This is a genomic window from Nevskia soli DSM 19509 (assembly GCF_000711955.1).
Lineage (GTDB): Bacteria > Pseudomonadota > Gammaproteobacteria > Nevskiales > Nevskiaceae > Nevskia > Nevskia soli.
In genome coordinates, this window is the sequence record NZ_JONR01000046.1 from 1 (window position 1) to 18,741 (window position 18,741).

Genomic DNA, 18,741 nt, shown 5'->3' on the forward strand with positions numbered 1-18,741 from the left:
AGAGCATCCGACCTGGGGTTCAACACCTGCTTCGCAGGTTCATCCCTACGAGCGTTCTGGGCGGACCGGTCCGTTGAAGGCCGGGTAGTGGCGGTGCTGGAGCGTGGCTCCAGCGGTGCGGAACCCTCTTGAGCTAACGCTACGCGGCGTCCACTCCAGACCAGCTTTCCTTCGGGCTTGCGCTCAAAGGCTGTGATCACATGGTAATGATCACCATCTCGTCGCAATTCAATGATCGCTGGCCCGCGCGGCGCCTTGTCTCCTCGAACAAGCAGACGCCCCGTGCCGTTGTCGTAAATTTCTGAGGCATTCGACAGAATGCGATGAACATACTCAGGCACGGTCAAGCCAAGAGCCCGTATTTCATGCCCGTGTTCCGCCTCGATGTGAGCGACACCGAATCCTCGATTTTTATCGACGTGCCGTCCATTGAGCAACCGCACGGGTGCAGATGGGAAGCGTCCTCGCGTTCGCTCGGCAATCTCACCTGGCAAATTCCATAAATCCGGTTTGCCATTCAACAAAATCGGATCATCCGGCCGATCGCCAGATCTGGAAAACGCAGACGCGCCTTCCACCGGCGCGCGCACTCCACTCCGCACCCACTCCCGCGCCGGCACCAGGAACCTGCGCGCGATCTCCTCGTCGCTCATGTGCAGCGGCACGCCCATGGCCCGCAGCGTATCCCTCACCGCATCCACCGCGCGCCGCACCATCGAGTGCTGGCCGGCGGGCAGATCCGGATACCGCTCCGCCATCTCCGCCAGCAACTCCTCCGCCGCGCGCAGACGATGCTCGTCGCTGGCCGGGTCGAAACCGTACTCGTGCATCTTCGCCGCCACATCCTTCACCCGCGCCGCGGCCACCTGGCGCAACACCGGCTTGAGCCGGTCGCCGAACACGCCGCGCAGCCCGTAGTGCCCCAGCGCCTCGTGGAACAGCGTCTGCGCCGCCTCGAACGGCCCGCGCAACGCGTCCGCCACCAGGTAAGCCTCACCCTGGTGAAAGAATCCCCGCGGTTGCCCGCCCGCGCCCTGCGAGCGTTGCTGCCGGTCCGCCGCGCGCGCCGCCTCGGGCGCTTCCTCCATCGAGCGCAGCACATGGATTTTCGGACCATTGCGCCACTGGCTGGAGATGCGATCAACCAGCCCCTGCACCGCCTCCGGCGCCATGCCGCCGGCAGGCCGCGGCTTCCCACCCGCGCCAGCGGCATCAGCCCCCTGAAACGACCGAGCCCCCGATGTGGGGGCTCGTGGATCGACTGCTTTGCTTACCGCGCCGGGCGGTCCGTCGGCGGATCGCCGCCACTCCGCTTCCACACCATCATGATCAGTCTTCAGCACCGCACCGTGGGGAGCAGACTTGCTCTCCAGGTCATTGAGCCGGACGCGACCACCGCCTAGTGGTGATTCGAAGGCCCGGGAGATGGAATTGCGGAGGTCGCCGAGGCGAAATCCTTGTCCCATAGCTCGCGCCGGTAATTGTCCCAATCGATCGGGGTGTTGCTGGCCACCGCTTCCTTCAGATCCTGGAAGAACTCCGTGCCCACCCCCTTGTCCACTGCTGTCTTGAACATCCCAGCGGGTTCCGGTCCAAACTTTTCCCTGTATAAAGTCAGGGGATTCCTGGTCGGATCGAACAAGTCTGAAAGATCCATCAAAAGCTCCATGTGTCAGCGGCAGAAGTGAACGCACGCCATCCGGGTCTGCAAAGTATAGTGTGCCAAGGCGGGCAAACAATTCCGCGCGCATCCGCCCGTCTGAAAAGCCCTGTTCCGCCAGGGGATAAAGCAAGGGTCCGGAGAAACGGCCACGCCCTTGTACATGCCGTTCTACCTCTCGGCGAATGTCGCCATGCAAGGCGAGCCTGCTGCTGCCGCCGCTGATGGTTCGCATGCCGCCCAGGTGATCCACCGCATGCAGCAGTTCTTCGGTCATGAACTGCGCCGCCTGACTGCGATCCATCTTGAAACGCTGATTGACCTCAACGCACCTGCGACCCAGGAGATAGCGCATTGCCGTTGCAGACGGCATATCATCCGGCCCCGGCAGCACATCGATACCCAGGTGCAATCCGGTCAGCGCCGCAGCATCTTTATAAGCCTGCAACGGCCCGTCGTACGCTCCAGGAAGGTCTGCAAAACGGCCCAGGGCCTCTCCTCCGACGCCCACCGCTAAAGATCGATCGCCCGTTCGCGGGCGCGCCGGAGGAAGATTCAGGCTGGATTCCCGCCGCCGCCCTGCTTCCACGCCTTCATGACCAGCCTTCGGTATCGCTTCGCGAGGATCAGTATTATTCTTCAAATCGTCTAAGCGGGCGGGGCCGCTGCCCAGCGGCGACTCGAAAGTCCGGGAGATGAAACTGTGCGCCTCCCCTAGGCGCGAGCCCCGAACAACTGCTTCCGGTACTCGTCCCAGGCGATCGGCCGATTGCTGTTCACCGCCTGCGTCAGATCCGTGAAGAACCGGTCCGACTTGCCGCTGTCCACCGCCCTCTTGAAGAACCCCTCCGGTTCCGGTCCAAACTTTTCCCTGTATAAAGTCAGGGGATTCTTCATCGGATCCAGCAAGTCGGAATTGTTCATCGGAATCTCCATGCGCCAATATGGGGGCTCGTGTATCCGCACCGGATGAAGCCTTGGAAGAATCCGGCGGCAGCCGCGTGCCATGCGCCGCGCCGCCATCACGCGAATAGAGAATCTCGTGCAGCGCCGGCGCTAGTCCGTCATCACCCTGCTGCTGTGCAAGCGCCGCCAATAATCCAGGCCACCCCTGGCGTCGCCCTTCGCGTACCAGGGATGCGTAATAAGCCGCGCGCGCAAGCGTCGTGCCGCCCGCTCGCGCCGCTCGAGCTCCTGCAGTGTGGGCGAGTCGGCCAAACTCAGGCCAAACAACTTCGACGCCTCGAGCATTCTCCGGTGCAGACGCCGGGCGGCTTCCTCCACCGTTTCCTCGATCGGCTGACTCATCCTGGGGCTCCCATTCGAACCTGCGATGCCGGAAATTGTAATGGATGTGCGCCAGTTCCGGCACCCGTGCCGCCACGTTACGGTAAGCCGTGTGCAGCAGGTTTTCGATATTGCGCTGATCATCGCCGCCCCAGCGCAGCGGCTCCACGCCTTCACGCGGATCACCGACCAGTTGCCGCGGATGCGGCTCCAGGTGCTCCGCCGTGCCCCAGCGCAATGCCGATGCCGCCATCTGCTCGGTACGGCGGCGCAGGCCAATGCCCGACAAACCAGCCGGATCGCCGGCAAAGACCTTGCCGGTGTTGTGCGCATAGTCGCCCACGGCCTGATAGAGCGAACTTCCGTCAGCCCCTTGTGACATGTCCGAGGCATCGACGAACACCTTGCCGTCCGTCGTCTCATGCACCTTGGCCGTATTCACCTCGTCCGGCATCGTCACCTCGTACGACCTGGCGACGCCGGGCCTGCCGGTGCCGATGGTCTGCACTCGGATGGCCGGATCGATATCGCGGGCCGCGCCTTCCAGGGAAGTGGCGCGGCTGCGCCGCAACTGGTGCGCCTCGTCGAATTCGCCCAGCGCGCGCATGCCGGCGGCGGCGCCCTCCGCATCGCGCATCCTGCCACGGCTGAAGGCCGGAGACTCCGCAACCGGAGTCTCATCCGCCATCGCCTTCCCTAGCGGCTGCCCCACTTCTGCCGCAGCGCGTCCAGGCTCTGCGTGCTGGCTGGTGCCGCCATCCTCTCGCGCTGCGCCGCGATCGCCCGCGCTGCCTTGAGGTACAGCATCGGCTTCGCCTGCCTGCCTGTTTCCATGAACCTGCTCCTTCACTGCCGCGACAAACGCGGCCTCGTCTTCCGGATGCTGCGCATGCAGCCGCATCGCCGCGGCGGGATCATTGCTCACCAAATGCGTCACCGCGGCCAGCGCATCGCGGTCCAGCGTATCCACCGGCACGTCGGCCGCGGCGGCACCGAGGCGGTGTTCCTCATCGCTGACGGCGGGATATCCCGCGGGCGCTTCCCCGTGCACAGCAGCAGGCGGCGGCTCCGCGTGAGGCGCACGCAAACCCGTCACGGCATCATCCGCCGCGGGCTCGCGTACGTCGGGCATGCCGGCCTGCTCGTGGGCCGACGGATGAGGCCTCAGTTCATCGGCAGGGACATAAGACTCTCCTTGTCCATGACGCACTTTCTGATACCAGCGGCCATCACTGCCAGGCTGCGCCGGCTCGTCCACCACCGTCACCGGCCGGTCGGCATCCCGGTTGGCCCAGATCGCCGCGCCCACCGGAACCGACGGCATCGTATCCGCCGCCGGTGCGCTCCCAGCCATCCCCTGCGACTTGTCCTTTGGCTGCTGCGTCGGCCCATCTCCCTGCGACGCTGCAACAGCACCACCCGCCACCGGCGCCGGCACCCCCTGCTCCGCGCCCTGCGCTGCCGATGGCGGAGCCTTGCTCCCACCCGTCATCTCGTTCCACGCCGACCGCGCCGCAGCCGTGTCAATCGCCGAACGCGCGCCGCTACGCGTAGCGCTGCCGGCATGAGCACCGCCCGCCAGCACCAGCCCGGAAGCAAAACCCTGCGCCAACTCGCCGCCGACGCGGGAAGCAAGCGCCGCGTAATCGATCTTGCCGGCGCGGTATTGATCGTAGGCCTCCTCAACGCCGCCGCTCGCCGCGCCCAGGGTGGCCATAGTGGTACCCTGCCGCACATAGTCCCCGACGCGTTCTCCCGTCGCCGTCGCAAACTTGTCCGTTGCCACCCGCAACAGCGCATCGCCAGTCAGTTTCGAGGTGAGCTGCCCGGCCGCACCACCAGTCGCTTCGGCCAGCGGAAAGATCAATGCATTGGTTCCCGCCGCAATTCCCGCATGCGCAAGAGCGTCCTCGTCCTTCATACCGCCGGCCTTGGCATCACCGAAGGTACGCAAGCCCTGTAGTGCGGAGAACGTCACCGGCGCCGGCACACCGACCGCTTGGCCAACTGCCGCCGTTGCCATATCCGGCGCACTGTCCAGCGTTCCGGACAGCAAGCGCTGCCCCGGCGTTTCCAGCGCACGCCGCTGCGCTTCCTGTCGCAGGATTTCCCGCAGCGGCGCAAGATCCGTCGCATCGGCCTTCTGACGACGCTGATACGCTTCGGCCCAAGGCGCCACCGCCGCACGCGTCTCAGCGCTCATCCGGCCCGGATCGTCCAGGTACTGTCGCACTAGGCGCGCCTGCACATTGCCGCCGGGGCTGTTACCGAACCAGTCGCCGGCAACCTTGGCGGAGCCCTGCAACTTCGGCAGCAGATCGCCGAAATCCTTAGGCAAATCGTTCATGGCGTATTCGATCCAGCCACTACGTTCCGGCTGGTGCGCCATGAAATCGTCGTGGGCCTGCTCAAGCGCGCCGCGCCTGGCGCCCGCCGCTTCCGCCTTCTCGTCCCTCGCGGTGTCGACATAAGGCTCAAGGTGAATGCCAAAGTCCGCCAGGCCGGTTGGCACCGGAACGGAAACGACCGGTGCGACCTTGCGCTTGAAATAATCTTCCTTGGCCTGCTGTTGCTGTGCCACCGGCTGCTTGCGGAAATCCACATCGCCAGCCACGGCGTCCCAACCCTTCCAGGCCTCCGGCGCCGGCGGCCCGCTGGACCGGGCGTGGCCCGGATCGGATGCGGGGACGGCGATAGCCTGCGGTGGTGCCGATTCCGTAGGTGGCGCAGCAACCCCCGCCCGCAGCGGCGGAACCACGGACTCCTCCAGCGGAACGCCGCTCGCCGGCTGGAAATCGTGATAGGCATCCAGCGGCTGACTGGAGACCGGCATGAAGCCACGAAAATCGTCGTCCCTCGCCATTACGGGGCACCCCATTTGCCGCGGCCGAGATAACGCGCCTTGCGCCCGTCATGCCCCAGGTAAAGCCGGCCTTCGAGATAGGGCTCCCGCGCTTCGCCGCTGCCGGGCGCCACGTCCTCTTCAAGCTCTTCCGTCGGAGCATCCGCCAACTCACGCCGCGGCATCCACTGCGCCGGATCGCGTCCCAGCAAATGCATCCAGTCCAGCATGCGCGCAGCCCGCGCTTCATCGCCCCGCATGAATCCGGCGACGATCTTCTCGCGGCAACGCGGGTCCGCATTCACCGCCCGGTAGATGCTCTCCAGCGCGCCGATGTGATGAAACAGCGCGCCAAGGTGGAAATTGCGCACCGTCGATGCAGCCGAAGCCTCCGGATGTACCAGCAGGTGGCCGTGATCGTCCATCACCGGCACATGCTGCTCGCCGCGCCGCCCGTCGGGACTGCGCAGCTGCAGGCGCAGCATCAAAGCCAGGTGATGACGGCTGCCCGGATGCGGCACCGGCGCACCGAACTGCGCCGCCACCACGGTGGAACCGTCATAGCCATGCTGGCCCACCAATCCCTCCAGCTCATGCGCGAACAGCTCGTTGAACGCTGCCAGCGCCTCACGCCCTCCGTCCCGGCGCAAGCCGGCCAGACCCGCATGGAAGCGGCGTAACGCCCGCCCGACCGGTGCCGGCGCACCCGGTGCGTCGAGCAACTCGGAAGCCGGCCGCCCCACGTGCAGCGTCAACATCTCGCTGAACTCCCGCGGCGACAACTCGTCGATACGCTTGCGTCCCCGATGCAGATCATCTGCACTGCGCCGTGCGCCCTCGACGAAATTGCGCAAGGCCGCACCGCCGATGTGGCGCAACGCTTCGCGCTCCTCCTCCGCGAGCGCATCGAGCCGGCCGCGCCGGAATGCAGCCGCAGTCACGTCGCCGTGGCGCAAAGCCAGCGACAAGCTCTGCGCCAGCGCATCCCTGCGCCGCTGCATTCCACGCAGCTTGTGCAGCGCCACCACGCGATCAGCCTTGTCCGGTTGCGCCCCATGCGCAGCACGCTGCGCCGCCAGCGCCTGGAGACCTCGCTGATGCAGTCCCTGCAATACACCAACCCGCGCGCGCTGAAACTCGTCCTCCTGCAAACCCGTCATCGCTTTAACGACCATTACGGTCCCTCCTGGCTGTCACCCCCGGAACCGGGGCCGGTGCTGGTACTGATCCCAATCTGCGGATGAGCCGGATCCAGCACACCGCCGGAAGCAAGCTTCACGATACCCCCGAACAGGCTGTCGAACGCTCCATGCGGCGTCGGCGGAGCCGAGTCCTGCGGCGCACCGTTGTCTGGCGGCGCACCGTTGTCTGGCGGCGCACCGTTGCCCGGCGGCGTTCGCGGTGGAGAAGTATCAACCTCGGGTTTGCCCGACGACGCTATCTTGTCCAGTGCACTCAGCATCTTCTGCCGCATCGCCAGATCCGCTGCTTCCCCGGCCCGGGCCTGTTTCTGCTGATGTTGTTGTGCCACGCCATGCCCGACGGTGGTGTAGAGATTAAGCAACCCCTCCTGCATGTTGCTGCGGTTCTGTACATCCCTGGCGTAGCGTTGCGCCTGCTGCGCGCTCGCCGCGCCCAGCCCGGACGCCTCCTGCTGCCCCGCCTGCAGCGAATCGTCGATCAGGCCGCCCATCAGCTGAACCCCTGCATCACGCCCTGCTGGTTCTTCGCCGCTAATTGCGTCGCCTGGTTCATCGCTCCGGCTTCCGCCGCCGCTTTCGCCAATGCCGTGCCCTTGTTCAATGCCATCGACTGCGCCTGCGTCGGCATCACGCCCATCAGCCCCATCAGGCGCTGCCGCGCGCCGCCCTGCGCGGCGAACGACTGGTTTACATCGCCCAGCGCCTGCTGGCGCTGCGCGGCGATATAGTTCGGATCCTCCGCATACTGGATCAGCTGGCTTTGCGCCGGATACATCAGGTTTGCGCCCTGCTGCCATTGCAGGCGCGACAGGTTCGCCAATTGCTCCGACGCCGGATCCGCCTGAAACGGATCGCTGGTGAAGAAACGCCCTGGGTCGAGATCGCGCGCGGTGCCGCCGGTGCCTCCGATTGCCATGACTGCTCCTTAAGCGAAAGCCAGCGCGAGGCCAGCCAGTTGGGTATAGGTTTGCCGAGTGGCGGCATCGCCCTGCTGCGCGGCACCAGCTTCCTGCGCCTCCGCATTGGAAGCCTGCTGCAGGCCCTGCATGCCGATGTCCTGATCGTGCTGGCCGATGCCGAGGATTTCCTGCAGCCCCGCCGCGTAATGACGTTGCGCCGCCGCCGTGGCGGCAGTCAGGCCACCGCCGGTGGCGCCGGCCGTGGCATCGAAGCCGCGGCCGAGATCGGCGACGAAGCGGCCCGACCCGGCGGAGGCTCCGGCATTGCTGTCCGCCATCGCCGCGCCAACCGTGGTCCCCGCTCCCTGCGTCCGCGCCGTAGCCGCCGCCGCACCGCGCTCCATCTCCTGCAAGCCCGGCGCTTCGTTCCGCATCTTCTGCGCAAAGTACGACTGCACCGGCATCCACACGCTGGAAACGTTCTGCGCCTGCTGCAGGGCGCTCTGCTGCAACTGCAGCTGCGCCGGCGTCAGTGGCGTGCCGCCCTTGGAAAACAATCCCGCCATATCGGAACTCCTCATTTTGTCTGGACCCTCGCGGGCTGCGTGCGGCCATGCGCCGGACGCAGTCCGGCACCGCTACGTATCCGCGCCAGGTTCACTGCATGGAATCTTCAACGGCACCCGACACGATGGGTCGGGTGCAATCCTTCGCCCATAACACCTGCCGTACCGACCAGCCCGCCGGCATCCGCCGCGCGAAACCCTTGCGGTCGGTGCGGAAGGCCAGTCGCCGCGCGCCCACGCGCCGCGCCAACCGCTCCAGCTCTGCCAGATGCGCGGCAATGCAGTCACGCGCTCCGCGCGACACTGCCACCCAGATCAGCAGATCGAAACCGTCCGACGAAGCCAGCGGCTGCACCACCCCGAAGGCGCGCGTACTCGCCAACAACCAGGCCTCCCCTGTTTCGCAGGCCGCCAGCACCTCATCCGCGCAATCGTCCGATCCGCGCAATGCCGCGGCGATCAGCGGCCCCGCCTCCGCCCAGGCCTGTCGCGCCTCGATGCGCACCAGCGCGTCGGCGCTTCCACATCCCATCGCCGAGGCTGTCATACGGGCTGGAAATCCTCGACCCGCTCCGCGATCTCCACCGTATTCACCGTCGACGCCCCAAGCAACGCAACGTTCCACCGCACCCCCACCACCGGCGCCATCACGAACGGTCCCGATCCCGTCACCACGCCGTCGAACGCTGTCCCGTTCTCGCAACTCACCCGCAATTGCAGGTCCGCGTAGTCCGCGCCGCGCACCCGCGCCATCGAAAAACAGGCCGGCCGTGGCAGCAAGAAATCGTCGCGCTCCCAACTGCGCGCGCGCGCACCGCTGCCGCCTTCCCACTGCGACAAGACATTCAGCGCCGAGCCAACCATCGCGCCGTTGACGGGATACACACTGAAGTCCGGCGTGAAGTACAAGGTGTCCGTCGCCGGATCGACATAAGCCGCCGTGACATGGAAATCCAGCTCCACCAGGCCGAAGCCTGCCGGCGACAAGTCCAGCACATAGCCGCCCCTGCGGCCGTCCAGCGCCTCGTACCACCACCAGTACTTGTCGTCGTGCACCACGCCGAAGATCGAAGCCGGATTCAGCCCCTGCCACTGCTCCACGCTGAAATAGGGATCGCCGCCCGGCATGCGGATCAGGTCCAGATCGCCCTGGCCGCGGTAGTAGCACAGCCCGTTGCCGCTGGCGTAGACCACGCCGAGCCGCTTGTGCGTCGCCGCGCTGCGCCGGGAGACGCAGCCCTGGTTGGCCGTCTCCTTGCTCATGCTGTACGCCGCCGGGTCGCTGCCCCAGGCCGTATACGGATGCGCCGTGGTCAGCACCAGCACGGTCGAATCGATCGCCGCGATGGCCACGATCGGCGTATCCGTCGGCAACTGGTTGTCCACCGGCCAGGCGAAGGGAAAATTGCGCGCCGACAGGCACAGCGTGTTGGCGAAGAACCCCGCCATCACCCCGTTGGGCAAGGCCAGGATGCCTTGCAGGTTTGAAGGCGGCGGCTGCCAGTTGGCGGAGAGCAGCGCATCGCCCAGCGCGCTATCCAGCACAGTGTCCGGAAACACCACCGCATTCACCGGATCCGCCGTGAGCTGCCGCACGAACTCGAATACTTCACCATTCGCCGTCTGCACCAGGCGGTACAGGTTGTAGCTGACGATGTTCTTCCCTGCCGGCGCCGGCGGAATCGACACGCTCACCGGCGTCATCGTCACCGGGCTGGTGCTGCCGTCGAGGAAGAACGTCACCGTCTCGCTCGGATCGCTCGGCCCCGACTCCTGCGTGATCTGGTTGTCGTCGCTGCCGTACTGCGTCACATAGGTATAGACATACGCTGTGGATTCGGACGTCGCCTGGTCCGCCGGCTGCGACACCGCCACACGGATATTCTCGAAATAACCCAGGTTGCCGTCGTCGCTCGGACCGCGATGCTGCGTGCCCACGCCGAAGGATTCTCCCGTGTCCGGCACGAAGCCGCTCACCGTCGCCAGTACCGCGCCCGGCGCCGACTGCGCCGCCAGCGTCGCCGTCACCGAAAAACCCTTGGTCGACGAATTGCCCGAAGCCGCCACCGCCGTCACCATCACGCGGTACTTCGTATCCACCGCCGTCGCCACGCTCACCCGCGCCACCTGCGTGGCGGTGAAGGGCTCCGTATCCTGCATGTCCGAATACAGCGTGAAGGTCCCGTCGAGCTGGCTCAGCACCAGCGCCGGCCCGCTGATATAACGGCCGCCGGTATATACCCCGCACAGATACGTCACCAGGTCCGGCACCGTGCCCGAGCCGCTATTCGTCGTCTGCTGGTCGGACTGGAAGGTGAACTGCCCGCAACTGGCCACGCCGAAGATGGTCTGCGAATACGCCACCGTCAGGCTGCCCTGCCCCGAACTCACCTGCCACATATTGTTGGCGATGGTCCAGTGCTGGTAATACCCCGCGCCGTTGTCGTGCTCATACGTGGCAAAGCCGTCGAAGCTGTTGGGCACCACCGTCAGGTCGAAGGTCGCGCCGCTGCCGCTGCCCCCCATCACCGTAGCCCCCGTCGCCGGCGGCCCCAGCCCCGCCTGGAAGAAGCCGCCGGATTGCAGCGTGATCCCCGTCACCACCCCCGCCGTGTCCACCGCCGTCACCTTGATCTGCGCCCCATGCAGTCCCGGCGCGATCGTTCCCTGGCTGGTGGTCAGCACGTCATCCATCCTGTAACCCGTGCCGCCGCTGCGGATCAGCGCATTGTTGACGCTCGCCTCCGCCGCATACCCATACTCCGTCGTCGGCCCCGCCGGCGCAGACGGCCCCACCGCCGTCGGCGGCACTTGCGGCCCGGCAATCCCCAGAGGAAACAACGTATACGGATACGCCCCCGCCGCGCTGCTCCCCTGCTGCGAAGGATCCGTCGCGTAAAACAGATTCGTCTGCTGCGGCCCACCCGCAAGCCCGGTGATGAAACAACGACTACTCGCATCCCCCGGCACCGTCCCCAGCGACACATCGATGCCGCCGCCATAAGCGACCTCATCCACCCGCCACTGCAACCAGAAATCCGGCGCCGGCCCCGCCATCAACCACACCGCACCGATCGGCGCCACCTTCGCCAACTGGAACGGATTGCCGATATCCACGAACGAATCCAGATCCCCCGACACCAGCCGCGCATTCACCGCCGCGCTCGCCGCACCGTCCGGCAACAACCGATCCGCCATGATCGGCGCCTCTCCCCTGAAACCGGCGATCGAAATTCTCATGCGAGCAAGGCCCTGATCCGTTCAACCATGATCGGCGCAACGACCGTGTAGTCGTACTTCTCCCTGGCGAAAGCGGAAGCGCCGCGCCTTCTTTCCGGGAACGATTCCTTCGCTGCCCGCAAGGCCTTGCGGATTTGCGGAATCGCGATGGACGCCCAGTTACCCACGTAGGGCGCGTCGGCGGATACCACCGCGTAAGGCAGAACAAAACCCGTGGAGTCGTTCATGTAATCCTCCGGACCACCCCAGGGAACAGAAATGACCGGGACCCCGCAGGCCATCGCTTCGACATTGGCAAGACCAAACCCCTCGGCATGGGAAGCGCTGGCCAGAACCGAAAAGCCGCGGTACAGAGCCGGCATATCAACGGCCCGATCAAAGCTGCATACCACCCCGACGGGCGCGATCTTCTGAATCTGCTCCCGCACCGAATTCCGGGCCTTCGATCCGTTCACATCAAGCTGAAGAAACAGGGTCGCCTCACCCCCGGAAAACTCCCCCGCAAAAGCCGACAACAGCCCCTGGACGTTCTTGCGGACATCCCAGGTGGATACCACGCCGATGACGAATCCTTCAGGCGCCGCCGCGGGGGCGAACCTGCCACAATCGATGGGAACGCCCGTGCAGACGATAGGGCACGTCACTCCATTTGAAATCAGGACATTCTTGACGAAGACGCTCTCCGCCCAGATTTCATCCATGCCATTGAGACGGGATACATGCTCCCGGTTCAGAATGGTGGTCTCGACAGAAACCATCGCCACATTCTTCGCCCCCTGAACCGCCTTCAACAGATCGGGGTACATCTTGTGGATGACGATCTTTCCCACCGCGGAACGATAGGCGTTGATGTTTTGCCCTTTCAGGGCGGCAATCACATTCTCAGCCACGCAGGAATAGCTGTTCGGGGTTTTATCAAAATTGACTGCGATATCCATAATCAGTCTCCTTGCAGAGAGACAAAGCCATTGGGAATGGCGTAACCGAAATCAGCGGAGGCCACCCGGGTAACGATTTCGCCGCCGCTGGAATCCGATCCGGAATCCTGACGACTCAACAGGTTCAGCGTCATTGCGCCGACGCCGCCGAAAGGCGCCACATTGGTCGTGGGGTTCGCTCCCGTGGCGGGGTTTCCAGCAAAAGCCCATGCCCCGTTTGCCCCGATCCAATAGTCCCCTGTAGACGTATTGAGCGCGTGGTTCAGGATGGTGCCGGGCCCCCAGCCCGGCACATCGATTTCATCGCCGTTAACTGCCAGCTTCCCTTGCGGCAACCAATAGAAGGCGTTCCCGTTTATCTCCGGGCCAGGAATTGGACCAGTACCATCGGCACTCAGGGCCCCGATAAATTCCTCCCAATATACGTTTGGCCGCGGGGATGCCTGGAAAAAATCCGTCCCGCTGCTTTGAAGAATCTTTTGGTCCGGAACGTTGAACGTCACATCCAGGTAGTCATGTACCGACCAATCATTGCCGCTGGCAGGGGAGGTGAAGAACACCGCCGAGCTATTTACATCGATGAGGTTGATCTGAACAACCGAGTGACTGCCCGCGGAATCCGAGACATCCACCAATACGGGGACTGCGATGCCGGACGCTTGCTGAAGGGTGCTGAACAGATCGAACTGGAAAGAGGTATCACTGACCTGTGTGATGCCGTCCGTCGCATACTGTCCTCCGTTGCCGGCAAGATCGAGCGAAAGGCTGTATGGAGGCACCCCGCTGCTGATGTCGACTTCGAAGATGCCCGGCTGGTAAACCATCGTCCCGCAAGGGTTGGAGGCCGGGGGGAATTTCCCCAGCGTGACTCCGGACACCGGGACATACGGCAGCTGAACAGGATAGGCAATCGGCCAGTCGGGAGTTCCAGCGAACGGGCTGGCACTCGGAGCCGGGCCAGTCCAGGCAAGGGAGAACTCAAGAGGAGTCCCACCCCCGCCCCCCGTTGCGGAGCCAATTACGGACGCAATACTCGACCGGCTGCTGAAGCGGGCAATGACCTGGAAATAATTTGTCCCCGAGGCCATCGTTATCGCGCAACCCGTATCATCGACCTGCTCAATCAGAGCCATGGTCGAAGGATCAACGCCGCAATAGACCGAATAATCGATCGCATCCGGAACCTCATCCCACGACAAGGACAAGACCGTCCCCGACACGGAAGGCTGAACCGTGAAAAATTCAGGCGATGCCGTCAACTCGACAAAACCACCCGCACCGGATTGTGTATTGATCATCGCCACGCAAACCCCCGCCCCACCCAGCCCCGCTGCCCCGGCGTGAAATCGAACGCCGCCTCGCCGCGCGCCTTCACCACCTCCTGGTTGAACAGCATCCCGTACTCGTCCGCAGCCTGCGGGTTGTACCAGGGGTCACCCTGCATGCGCAGCACCCACTCCAGCGCCCCGTACCCCAGCGCCCGGTCATAACGCACCGCCAGCTCGTCCGGCACCTGCGCCGTCCCCACCACCGGCTGCGTCACCACCTCCACCTGCACCGGATACGCATCGTCCGGCACCGGCACCAGCGCAATCCCCCTGTACGGCACGAAGCAGATTCCGCTCGGCCGCCGCATCCCCACGTTCGGATTCACCAAGGTCGGATAGACAAAGCGCAACGGATGCACCGACGCCCCCGGCGCCAGCTCCTGGATCTGCGCATGCTTCAGCGCAATCACCTCCTCGTTGTCCGGCGCCTGCACCGCATACACCTGCTGCCCCGCCACCGCCGTGAACGCCTGCACCCGCCGCAGGATCCACGTCTCCGAGCAGAACGCCCGCGCCGCGCGGATCACCGCATCCTGCAAGGTCGGCTCCGGGCACCCCTTCACCGCCCGGCGGATCTCCGTAAACAAATCCTGTACGTCAGACATCCGCCCTCCCCGCCTGGATGGCGCTGATGTTCTTCACGTCCTGGTCCAGCTCCGTCATGAACATCTGGTAAAACACCATCGCCCGCTGCGGATCCGCATCGTGATCCCGCCGCAGCAGCACGTGATACAGCACGAACAGGTACGCCGCCTCCGCATACAGATCCGGCAAGGGGAAATCGTCCCCCAGACCCACATCGTCCGGCACCCCCTGGTACACCACCATCACCAGCCCCGGCGGATCCGGCTGCGGCGGCCACACATAAAAGCGCTTCGGATCGCGCACATCCGCCGCGTAATGCCGACACACCGAAGAAGGCGACGAGCGATGCCAATCCGGCCGCGCCGCCTGCAACTGCTCCATCCCCACCGCCGTGATCGCCCGTCCCGCCACCCCGCCGTCATCGCAGTTGTAGCGCACATCCACCAGCGCCACCGCATCCCCCGGCAGACTCTGCAAGGTCCCGGGCACACACTGCAGCGGCGCATTCACCATGTACGCCTTCGTATCCAGCTGCACGATCTCCGCCACCGCCGCATTCAGGTGATCCAGCAACTCCTGCTGCGCATACACCACCTTCGTCTCGTCGTACAAAGTCTTGCTCACCCGCGCCAGCACATCCGCCACCGCAATCGGCATCACCCCCCTCCCGTCGGCGCCTCGGCCACCTGCGCCTGAGACCTGCCGCTCACCAGTTGATAAAACTGCCCCATGAACCCCTGGTACTTCGCCAGGTCGCCGCGATCCGTGTTTTTCGCGAATGCCAGCGCGCACACATACGCATGCAGCGCCGACTCATACACATCCGCCAGCGCCAGGCTGTCCCCCGCCTGCGTCACCCGCGGCGGCGTCCCCGCATACACCACCTCCACGCTCGAATTCCCGTCGCTCGGCGGAAACACATGGAAGCGCAGCGGATTCCGCGGATCCGGCATGAAGTGCAACACCGCCGTCTGCCCGCCCGACGCCCAGCCCTGATTCGCATGGCTCAAGGCATTGCGATCGATCTGCCGGATCGCCGTCCCGTCCGCGTTGCGCACCACATCCAGCAACTGCGAACCATCCGCAGGGATCGCCTGCAACACCCCTGGCACCAGCGACACGAACACCGTCTGCGCATACGCATCCGGCTTCAGATTCACCACCGCCGTCTGCGCCGCCGACAAGTAGTCGTACAACTCCGCATCCGGCCAGTACACCCCGCCCGGATCCAGCAGCGTCGCCCGCACCCGCGTCACCACCACCCCTGCCTGCATCACGCCCCTCCCGCCGCGCGGCCCTTGCGCGCCGCCTCATGCGCCACCGCCCGCAGCTCCTCCACCGGCCGGCGCAAATCAGCCTTCACCCCGTGCTGCGCAAAGAACGTCTTCAACGCCGCCTTGTCCGCACTGCCGATATCCAGCGCAGGCACTACCGCTGTCGATGCAACCACCGCCTTCCCGACCGGCGTACCAGAAACCGCCGCTGCCGCAACCGGCGCCACAACAGCGGACGACCCCGCCCCCGCAGCAACGCCGCCAGCCTGCACCCCACCTTTCCCCGCAGCCGCCACCCGCTCCCGCCGTGCCGACTCCAGCGCCTCCATCCGCGCCTGGTGCGCCTGCCGCGCCCGCAACGTCACCGCATCCCGCTGCGCCGCCGCCCGCGTCGCCGCCACATGCGCCGCCGGCAACACATCCGTAGGCGTAAAACCCGGCAGCTTCGCCAGCGCCGCCGTATACACCGTCACCATCCCGTCGCTACGCACCAGATACTTCGGCGTATTCCCCACTGCCGCTGGCACCTGGGCCGCCGGCGCCAGCGGATGAGTCAGAATCGAAGGCATCGTTCGCTCCAATAAAAAAGGGGCTGGCAAACTGCCAGCCCCTCGGTAATCCGGCGGCACACGCCGCCTCATACAACAACCAAACCCACTCAGGCCACGCTATTCCTCAGCCGGATACTCCCGCTTGCGCACCCAGATCAAACGCGCCGGATATCCAGGTGGAGCGGGATCCCGAGGGGCAACCTTGATCTCCACCCGGAATTCCGGGGCCCGATCATGCAACACCTCAAAGTTCGTTTCGATGTCCTCGATCGCCTCCCGGTCACTTGCGCTTTCCGACTCCAGCGCAAACGTCAGCAACCAGGAGCCCTCTTCAGGCGTTATCGCCACATACAGAAAGTTTTGGGAGATCAGCGCACGGCAAGCCTGCACCATATGCACCACTTCGCCATTGATATCCTCAAGACTGAAACCCATCACTTTTGCTCCCATTTTGGCGAGACCGGCACCACGCTCGGACTCTTCGTTCCCTTGATCATAAAAAGATTCGTGGGCTGATTTCGATATCCCGCATTTTCATTGTTATTCCACCCGGTCACCTGATCCAGTCTAACGACGGGGAAGCCCTGGCGATTTCTACCGATAATCGCGATCCATCAGAGCAGCCGTACCCTCATCGCCTTCGCCCATGCGTCCTCCTATCCCCTTTTTCTTTGAAGCACACCCGTCGCCCCAAAGAAAAAGGGCCGGCATAAGCCAGCCCCATCCAATTCAATTTCATCAAACCATCAAAGCCGACACCGGAACATCCCGCCGTATCAGTTCGGCCCGATTCCCCAACCGGTCGCCTTCAGACGCGAACTGAGCACCCACCCATCGGCTTCATCCCCGTTTTTTGGATTGATATACAGAACAGACGTGAATTTTCCCACCACAGAATACGCGTTCAAGGACTCATTCGGCAGAACGAACACATCCGCTTTCACACATCTCAGGTCCGGTGCGCTATAGAACGCCACCCGTCCCTTTCCTATCGTCACCCGTCCCGACTCATGTGATTGAACTAGCCCACCCGCCCGCCTGCCTTTCTCATCCAGCAACTTGCAATCCACGGCCATTGCCGCCGCGGAATGAAGGCCAACAAGCGCGGCAAATAGCATCCGAGTATGCGTGGACCACGCCCTCCCGCTTGCGAACCTGGCCAATGGATTGATGGCCGACATCGATACCCCCACCGTCACGCTCCCGGCCCTTCGCCACCCTTCTCCCGCCCTGGATCGGCCCCATCCGATCCAGGCAAAGCCTCCTTCCTTCCGCCCCCCGAAGATTTCACGAAGCGCTCCCCATCAAAGCAATAGAAAGTACGCTCGCCACCATGGCCTGGGCCACCCGTGGCAACCGGCACCGACGACGCCCCAAGAGCGCAGCCGTGTTTCCCTTTCAGGATCTCGATCGAACCCTGGCTGGGCACAGACTCCCCCAGAGGCTTGAGCCGGCCCAGATCAAAAGCCAGCAGGGACCAGCAGCAAGCGGCACCGCCACTATAAGCGTGAACCAGGAGAACCTTGCCGCGGCTGGTCCCAGCGATCTCGGCGCCCAACTTGCCGGTACGCTCGGGATCCAGCCAAACATTGTCGTACGACCACTCAGCAGACCGGCCATCCGACACAACGGCGACCCGCAACGCCTCCCCTCCCTGATGCGCATCCCCTTTCACCGCGATGGACACCTTCGTAGCGCCATCCACCAGCTCCACGCCCGCATCCGACCCAGCCCACACCGGCGCGCCCGCCAGCGCCATCACAGCCATCATCGCGCCCATCACCACCGCAGCGAACTTATTGAGACTCATAAGAAGGTCCCACCGTCTCGACATACCGCTGATAAAGATTGATAAGCGGCTCCACATCTCGGTCCGCACCCCAAAACGCCCAAGCGATTTGCCGTACTCCATTTTCTAGGCAGCGCCGTCCCGCCGCTCGGCGAGAACACGATCAACATAAGCAGGAAAAACCTTCGCTAAATGCTTCCGGCCCGAAACGTTCGCGGTATCGACGGCACTCAAGAAATCGTCGTAGCTGGCCTCCCGCAAATATTCCAGCATCGGCCCAGGGCTGAGCGCATAACCCCCAGTGAAAAGCAGGATGCCCCACCATTCAGTCTGTCCCAGTCCCCTGATCTCTTGAGAGTCAACTTGTTCGTCAATCCAATCTTCCGGCGGCCTGCCCTCTTTGGAACAAACGATTCCAATGATTCCGTGTTTGGCACGCACTACGATCCCAAGCTTAATATCGAATGCATTCATGGAGATGCCAGATTTTATTTAATTTTCAGGATCAACAGTACTGTATGAATATCACTTCTGATTCAACGCGGCTAGTCCTCAAAGACAAACACCGCCCCCAATTCAT

At 64.3% G+C, this 18,741-nt stretch carries 15 protein-coding genes and 1 pseudogene; all 16 read right to left on the bottom strand.

The genetic code is table 11. The annotated features are described in order from the left end of the window. Positions 1 to 5,810: pseudogene (locus tag BP26_RS26900) on the bottom strand (hypothetical protein); the annotation flags it as partial. After that, positions 5,810 to 6,964, bottom strand: a complete 1,155-nt coding sequence (locus tag BP26_RS0119535; protein ID WP_157572643.1) for a hypothetical protein — start codon at positions 6,962 to 6,964, stop codon at positions 5,810 to 5,812. The pseudogene BP26_RS26900 and the gene BP26_RS0119535, both read right to left, overlap by 1 nt. Then, entirely contained in the window at positions 6,964 to 7,482 is a 519-nt protein-coding gene (locus BP26_RS0119540; RefSeq protein WP_029922245.1) for a hypothetical protein, read from the bottom strand. The genes BP26_RS0119535 and BP26_RS0119540 overlap by 1 nt, the downstream gene beginning before the upstream one ends. Beyond that, the gene (locus tag BP26_RS0119545; RefSeq protein WP_029922246.1) at positions 7,482 to 7,907 is read right to left on the bottom strand and encodes a hypothetical protein; all 426 of its coding nucleotides are present in this window, start codon (positions 7,905 to 7,907) and stop codon (positions 7,482 to 7,484) included. Before BP26_RS0119545 ends, BP26_RS0119540 begins: the two co-directional genes overlap by 1 nt. A 9-nt stretch (positions 7,908 to 7,916) precedes the next feature. After that, positions 7,917 to 8,456 carry a hypothetical protein gene (locus tag BP26_RS0119550; RefSeq protein ID WP_029922247.1) on the bottom strand — a complete coding sequence of 180 codons (540 nt, stop codon included), beginning with the start codon at positions 8,454 to 8,456 and terminating at the stop codon, positions 7,917 to 7,919. Positions 8,457 to 8,547: 91 nt separating this feature from the next. Then, complete coding sequence (locus BP26_RS0119555) at positions 8,548 to 9,003, bottom strand: hypothetical protein (protein WP_157572644.1); 456 nt, start codon at positions 9,001 to 9,003, stop codon at positions 8,548 to 8,550. Continuing rightward, entirely contained in the window at positions 9,000 to 11,696 is a 2,697-nt protein-coding gene (locus BP26_RS0119560) for a hypothetical protein (RefSeq protein ID WP_157572645.1), read from the bottom strand. Before BP26_RS0119560 ends, BP26_RS0119555 begins: the two co-directional genes overlap by 4 nt. Beyond that, entirely contained in the window at positions 11,693 to 12,634 is a 942-nt protein-coding gene (locus tag BP26_RS0119565; RefSeq protein ID WP_029922250.1) for a glycosyltransferase, read from the bottom strand. Before BP26_RS0119565 ends, BP26_RS0119560 begins: the two co-directional genes overlap by 4 nt. A gap of 2 nt (positions 12,635 to 12,636) precedes the next feature. Next, a complete protein-coding gene (locus BP26_RS0119570) occupies positions 12,637 to 13,938 on the bottom strand; it encodes a hypothetical protein (protein WP_157572646.1) in 1,302 nt (433 codons plus the stop codon). Further along, entirely contained in the window at positions 13,929 to 14,567 is a 639-nt protein-coding gene (locus tag BP26_RS0119575) for a phage adaptor protein (RefSeq protein ID WP_029922252.1), read from the bottom strand. Before BP26_RS0119575 ends, BP26_RS0119570 begins: the two co-directional genes overlap by 10 nt. After that, a complete protein-coding gene (locus BP26_RS27870) occupies positions 14,560 to 15,204 on the bottom strand; it encodes a phage adaptor protein (protein ID WP_029922253.1) in 645 nt (214 codons plus the stop codon). The genes BP26_RS0119575 and BP26_RS27870 overlap by 8 nt, the downstream gene beginning before the upstream one ends. After that, positions 15,204 to 15,821, bottom strand: a complete 618-nt coding sequence (locus BP26_RS0119585) for a phage adaptor protein (protein WP_029922254.1) — start codon at positions 15,819 to 15,821, stop codon at positions 15,204 to 15,206. The genes BP26_RS27870 and BP26_RS0119585 overlap by 1 nt, the downstream gene beginning before the upstream one ends. Next, positions 15,821 to 16,390 (bottom strand): hypothetical protein, encoded by a 570-nt coding sequence (locus BP26_RS29720; RefSeq protein ID WP_029922255.1) that lies wholly within the window; start codon positions 16,388 to 16,390, stop codon positions 15,821 to 15,823. The genes BP26_RS0119585 and BP26_RS29720 overlap by 1 nt, the downstream gene beginning before the upstream one ends. Positions 16,391 to 16,489: 99 nt before the next feature. Further along, on the bottom strand, positions 16,490 to 16,807 hold the full coding sequence (locus tag BP26_RS0119595) for a hypothetical protein (RefSeq protein ID WP_029922256.1): 318 nt from the start codon (positions 16,805 to 16,807) through the stop codon (positions 16,490 to 16,492). A gap of 760 nt (positions 16,808 to 17,567) precedes the next feature. Then, entirely contained in the window at positions 17,568 to 18,182 is a 615-nt protein-coding gene (locus tag BP26_RS0119600; protein ID WP_157572648.1) for a hypothetical protein, read from the bottom strand. A gap of 105 nt (positions 18,183 to 18,287) precedes the next feature. Next, positions 18,288 to 18,635, bottom strand: coding sequence for a hypothetical protein (locus BP26_RS0119605; protein WP_029922258.1), 348 nt, complete (start codon positions 18,633 to 18,635; stop codon positions 18,288 to 18,290). Positions 18,636 to 18,741 lie beyond the last annotated feature (106 nt).

What these genes read in the sequence shown, in the direction of transcription:
- BP26_RS0119575 (WP_029922252.1), bottom strand. Translation starts at nt 14,567, where the DNA reads ATGTCTGACGTACAGGATTTGTTTACGGAGATCCGCCGGGCGGTGAAG.
- BP26_RS0119565 (WP_029922250.1), bottom strand. Translation starts at nt 12,634, where the DNA reads ATGGATATCGCAGTCAATTTTGATAAAACCCCGAACAGCTATTCCTGC.
- BP26_RS27870 (WP_029922253.1), bottom strand. Translation starts at nt 15,204, where the DNA reads ATGCCGATTGCGGTGGCGGATGTGCTGGCGCGGGTGAGCAAGACTTTG.
- BP26_RS0119545 (WP_029922246.1), bottom strand. Translation starts at nt 7,907, where the DNA reads ATGGCAATCGGAGGCACCGGCGGCACCGCGCGCGATCTCGACCCAGGG.
- BP26_RS0119600 (WP_157572648.1), bottom strand. Translation starts at nt 18,182, where the DNA reads ATGAGTCTCAATAAGTTCGCTGCGGTGGTGATGGGCGCGATGATGGCT.
- BP26_RS0119605 (WP_029922258.1), bottom strand. Translation starts at nt 18,635, where the DNA reads ATGAATGCATTCGATATTAAGCTTGGGATCGTAGTGCGTGCCAAACAC.
- BP26_RS0119540 (WP_029922245.1), bottom strand. Translation starts at nt 7,482, where the DNA reads ATGGGCGGCCTGATCGACGATTCGCTGCAGGCGGGGCAGCAGGAGGCG.
- BP26_RS0119585 (WP_029922254.1), bottom strand. Translation starts at nt 15,821, where the DNA reads ATGCAGGCAGGGGTGGTGGTGACGCGGGTGCGGGCGACGCTGCTGGAT.
- BP26_RS0119560 (WP_157572645.1), bottom strand. Translation starts at nt 11,696, where the DNA reads ATGAGAATTTCGATCGCCGGTTTCAGGGGAGAGGCGCCGATCATGGCG.
- BP26_RS0119555 (WP_157572644.1), bottom strand. Translation starts at nt 9,003, where the DNA reads ATGACAGCCTCGGCGATGGGATGTGGAAGCGCCGACGCGCTGGTGCGC.
- BP26_RS29720 (WP_029922255.1), bottom strand. Translation starts at nt 16,390, where the DNA reads ATGCCTTCGATTCTGACTCATCCGCTGGCGCCGGCGGCCCAGGTGCCA.
- BP26_RS0119550 (WP_029922247.1), bottom strand. Translation starts at nt 8,456, where the DNA reads ATGGCGGGATTGTTTTCCAAGGGCGGCACGCCACTGACGCCGGCGCAG.
- BP26_RS0119595 (WP_029922256.1), bottom strand. Translation starts at nt 16,807, where the DNA reads ATGGGTTTCAGTCTTGAGGATATCAATGGCGAAGTGGTGCATATGGTG.
- BP26_RS0119535 (WP_157572643.1), bottom strand. Translation starts at nt 6,964, where the DNA reads ATGGTCGTTAAAGCGATGACGGGTTTGCAGGAGGACGAGTTTCAGCGC.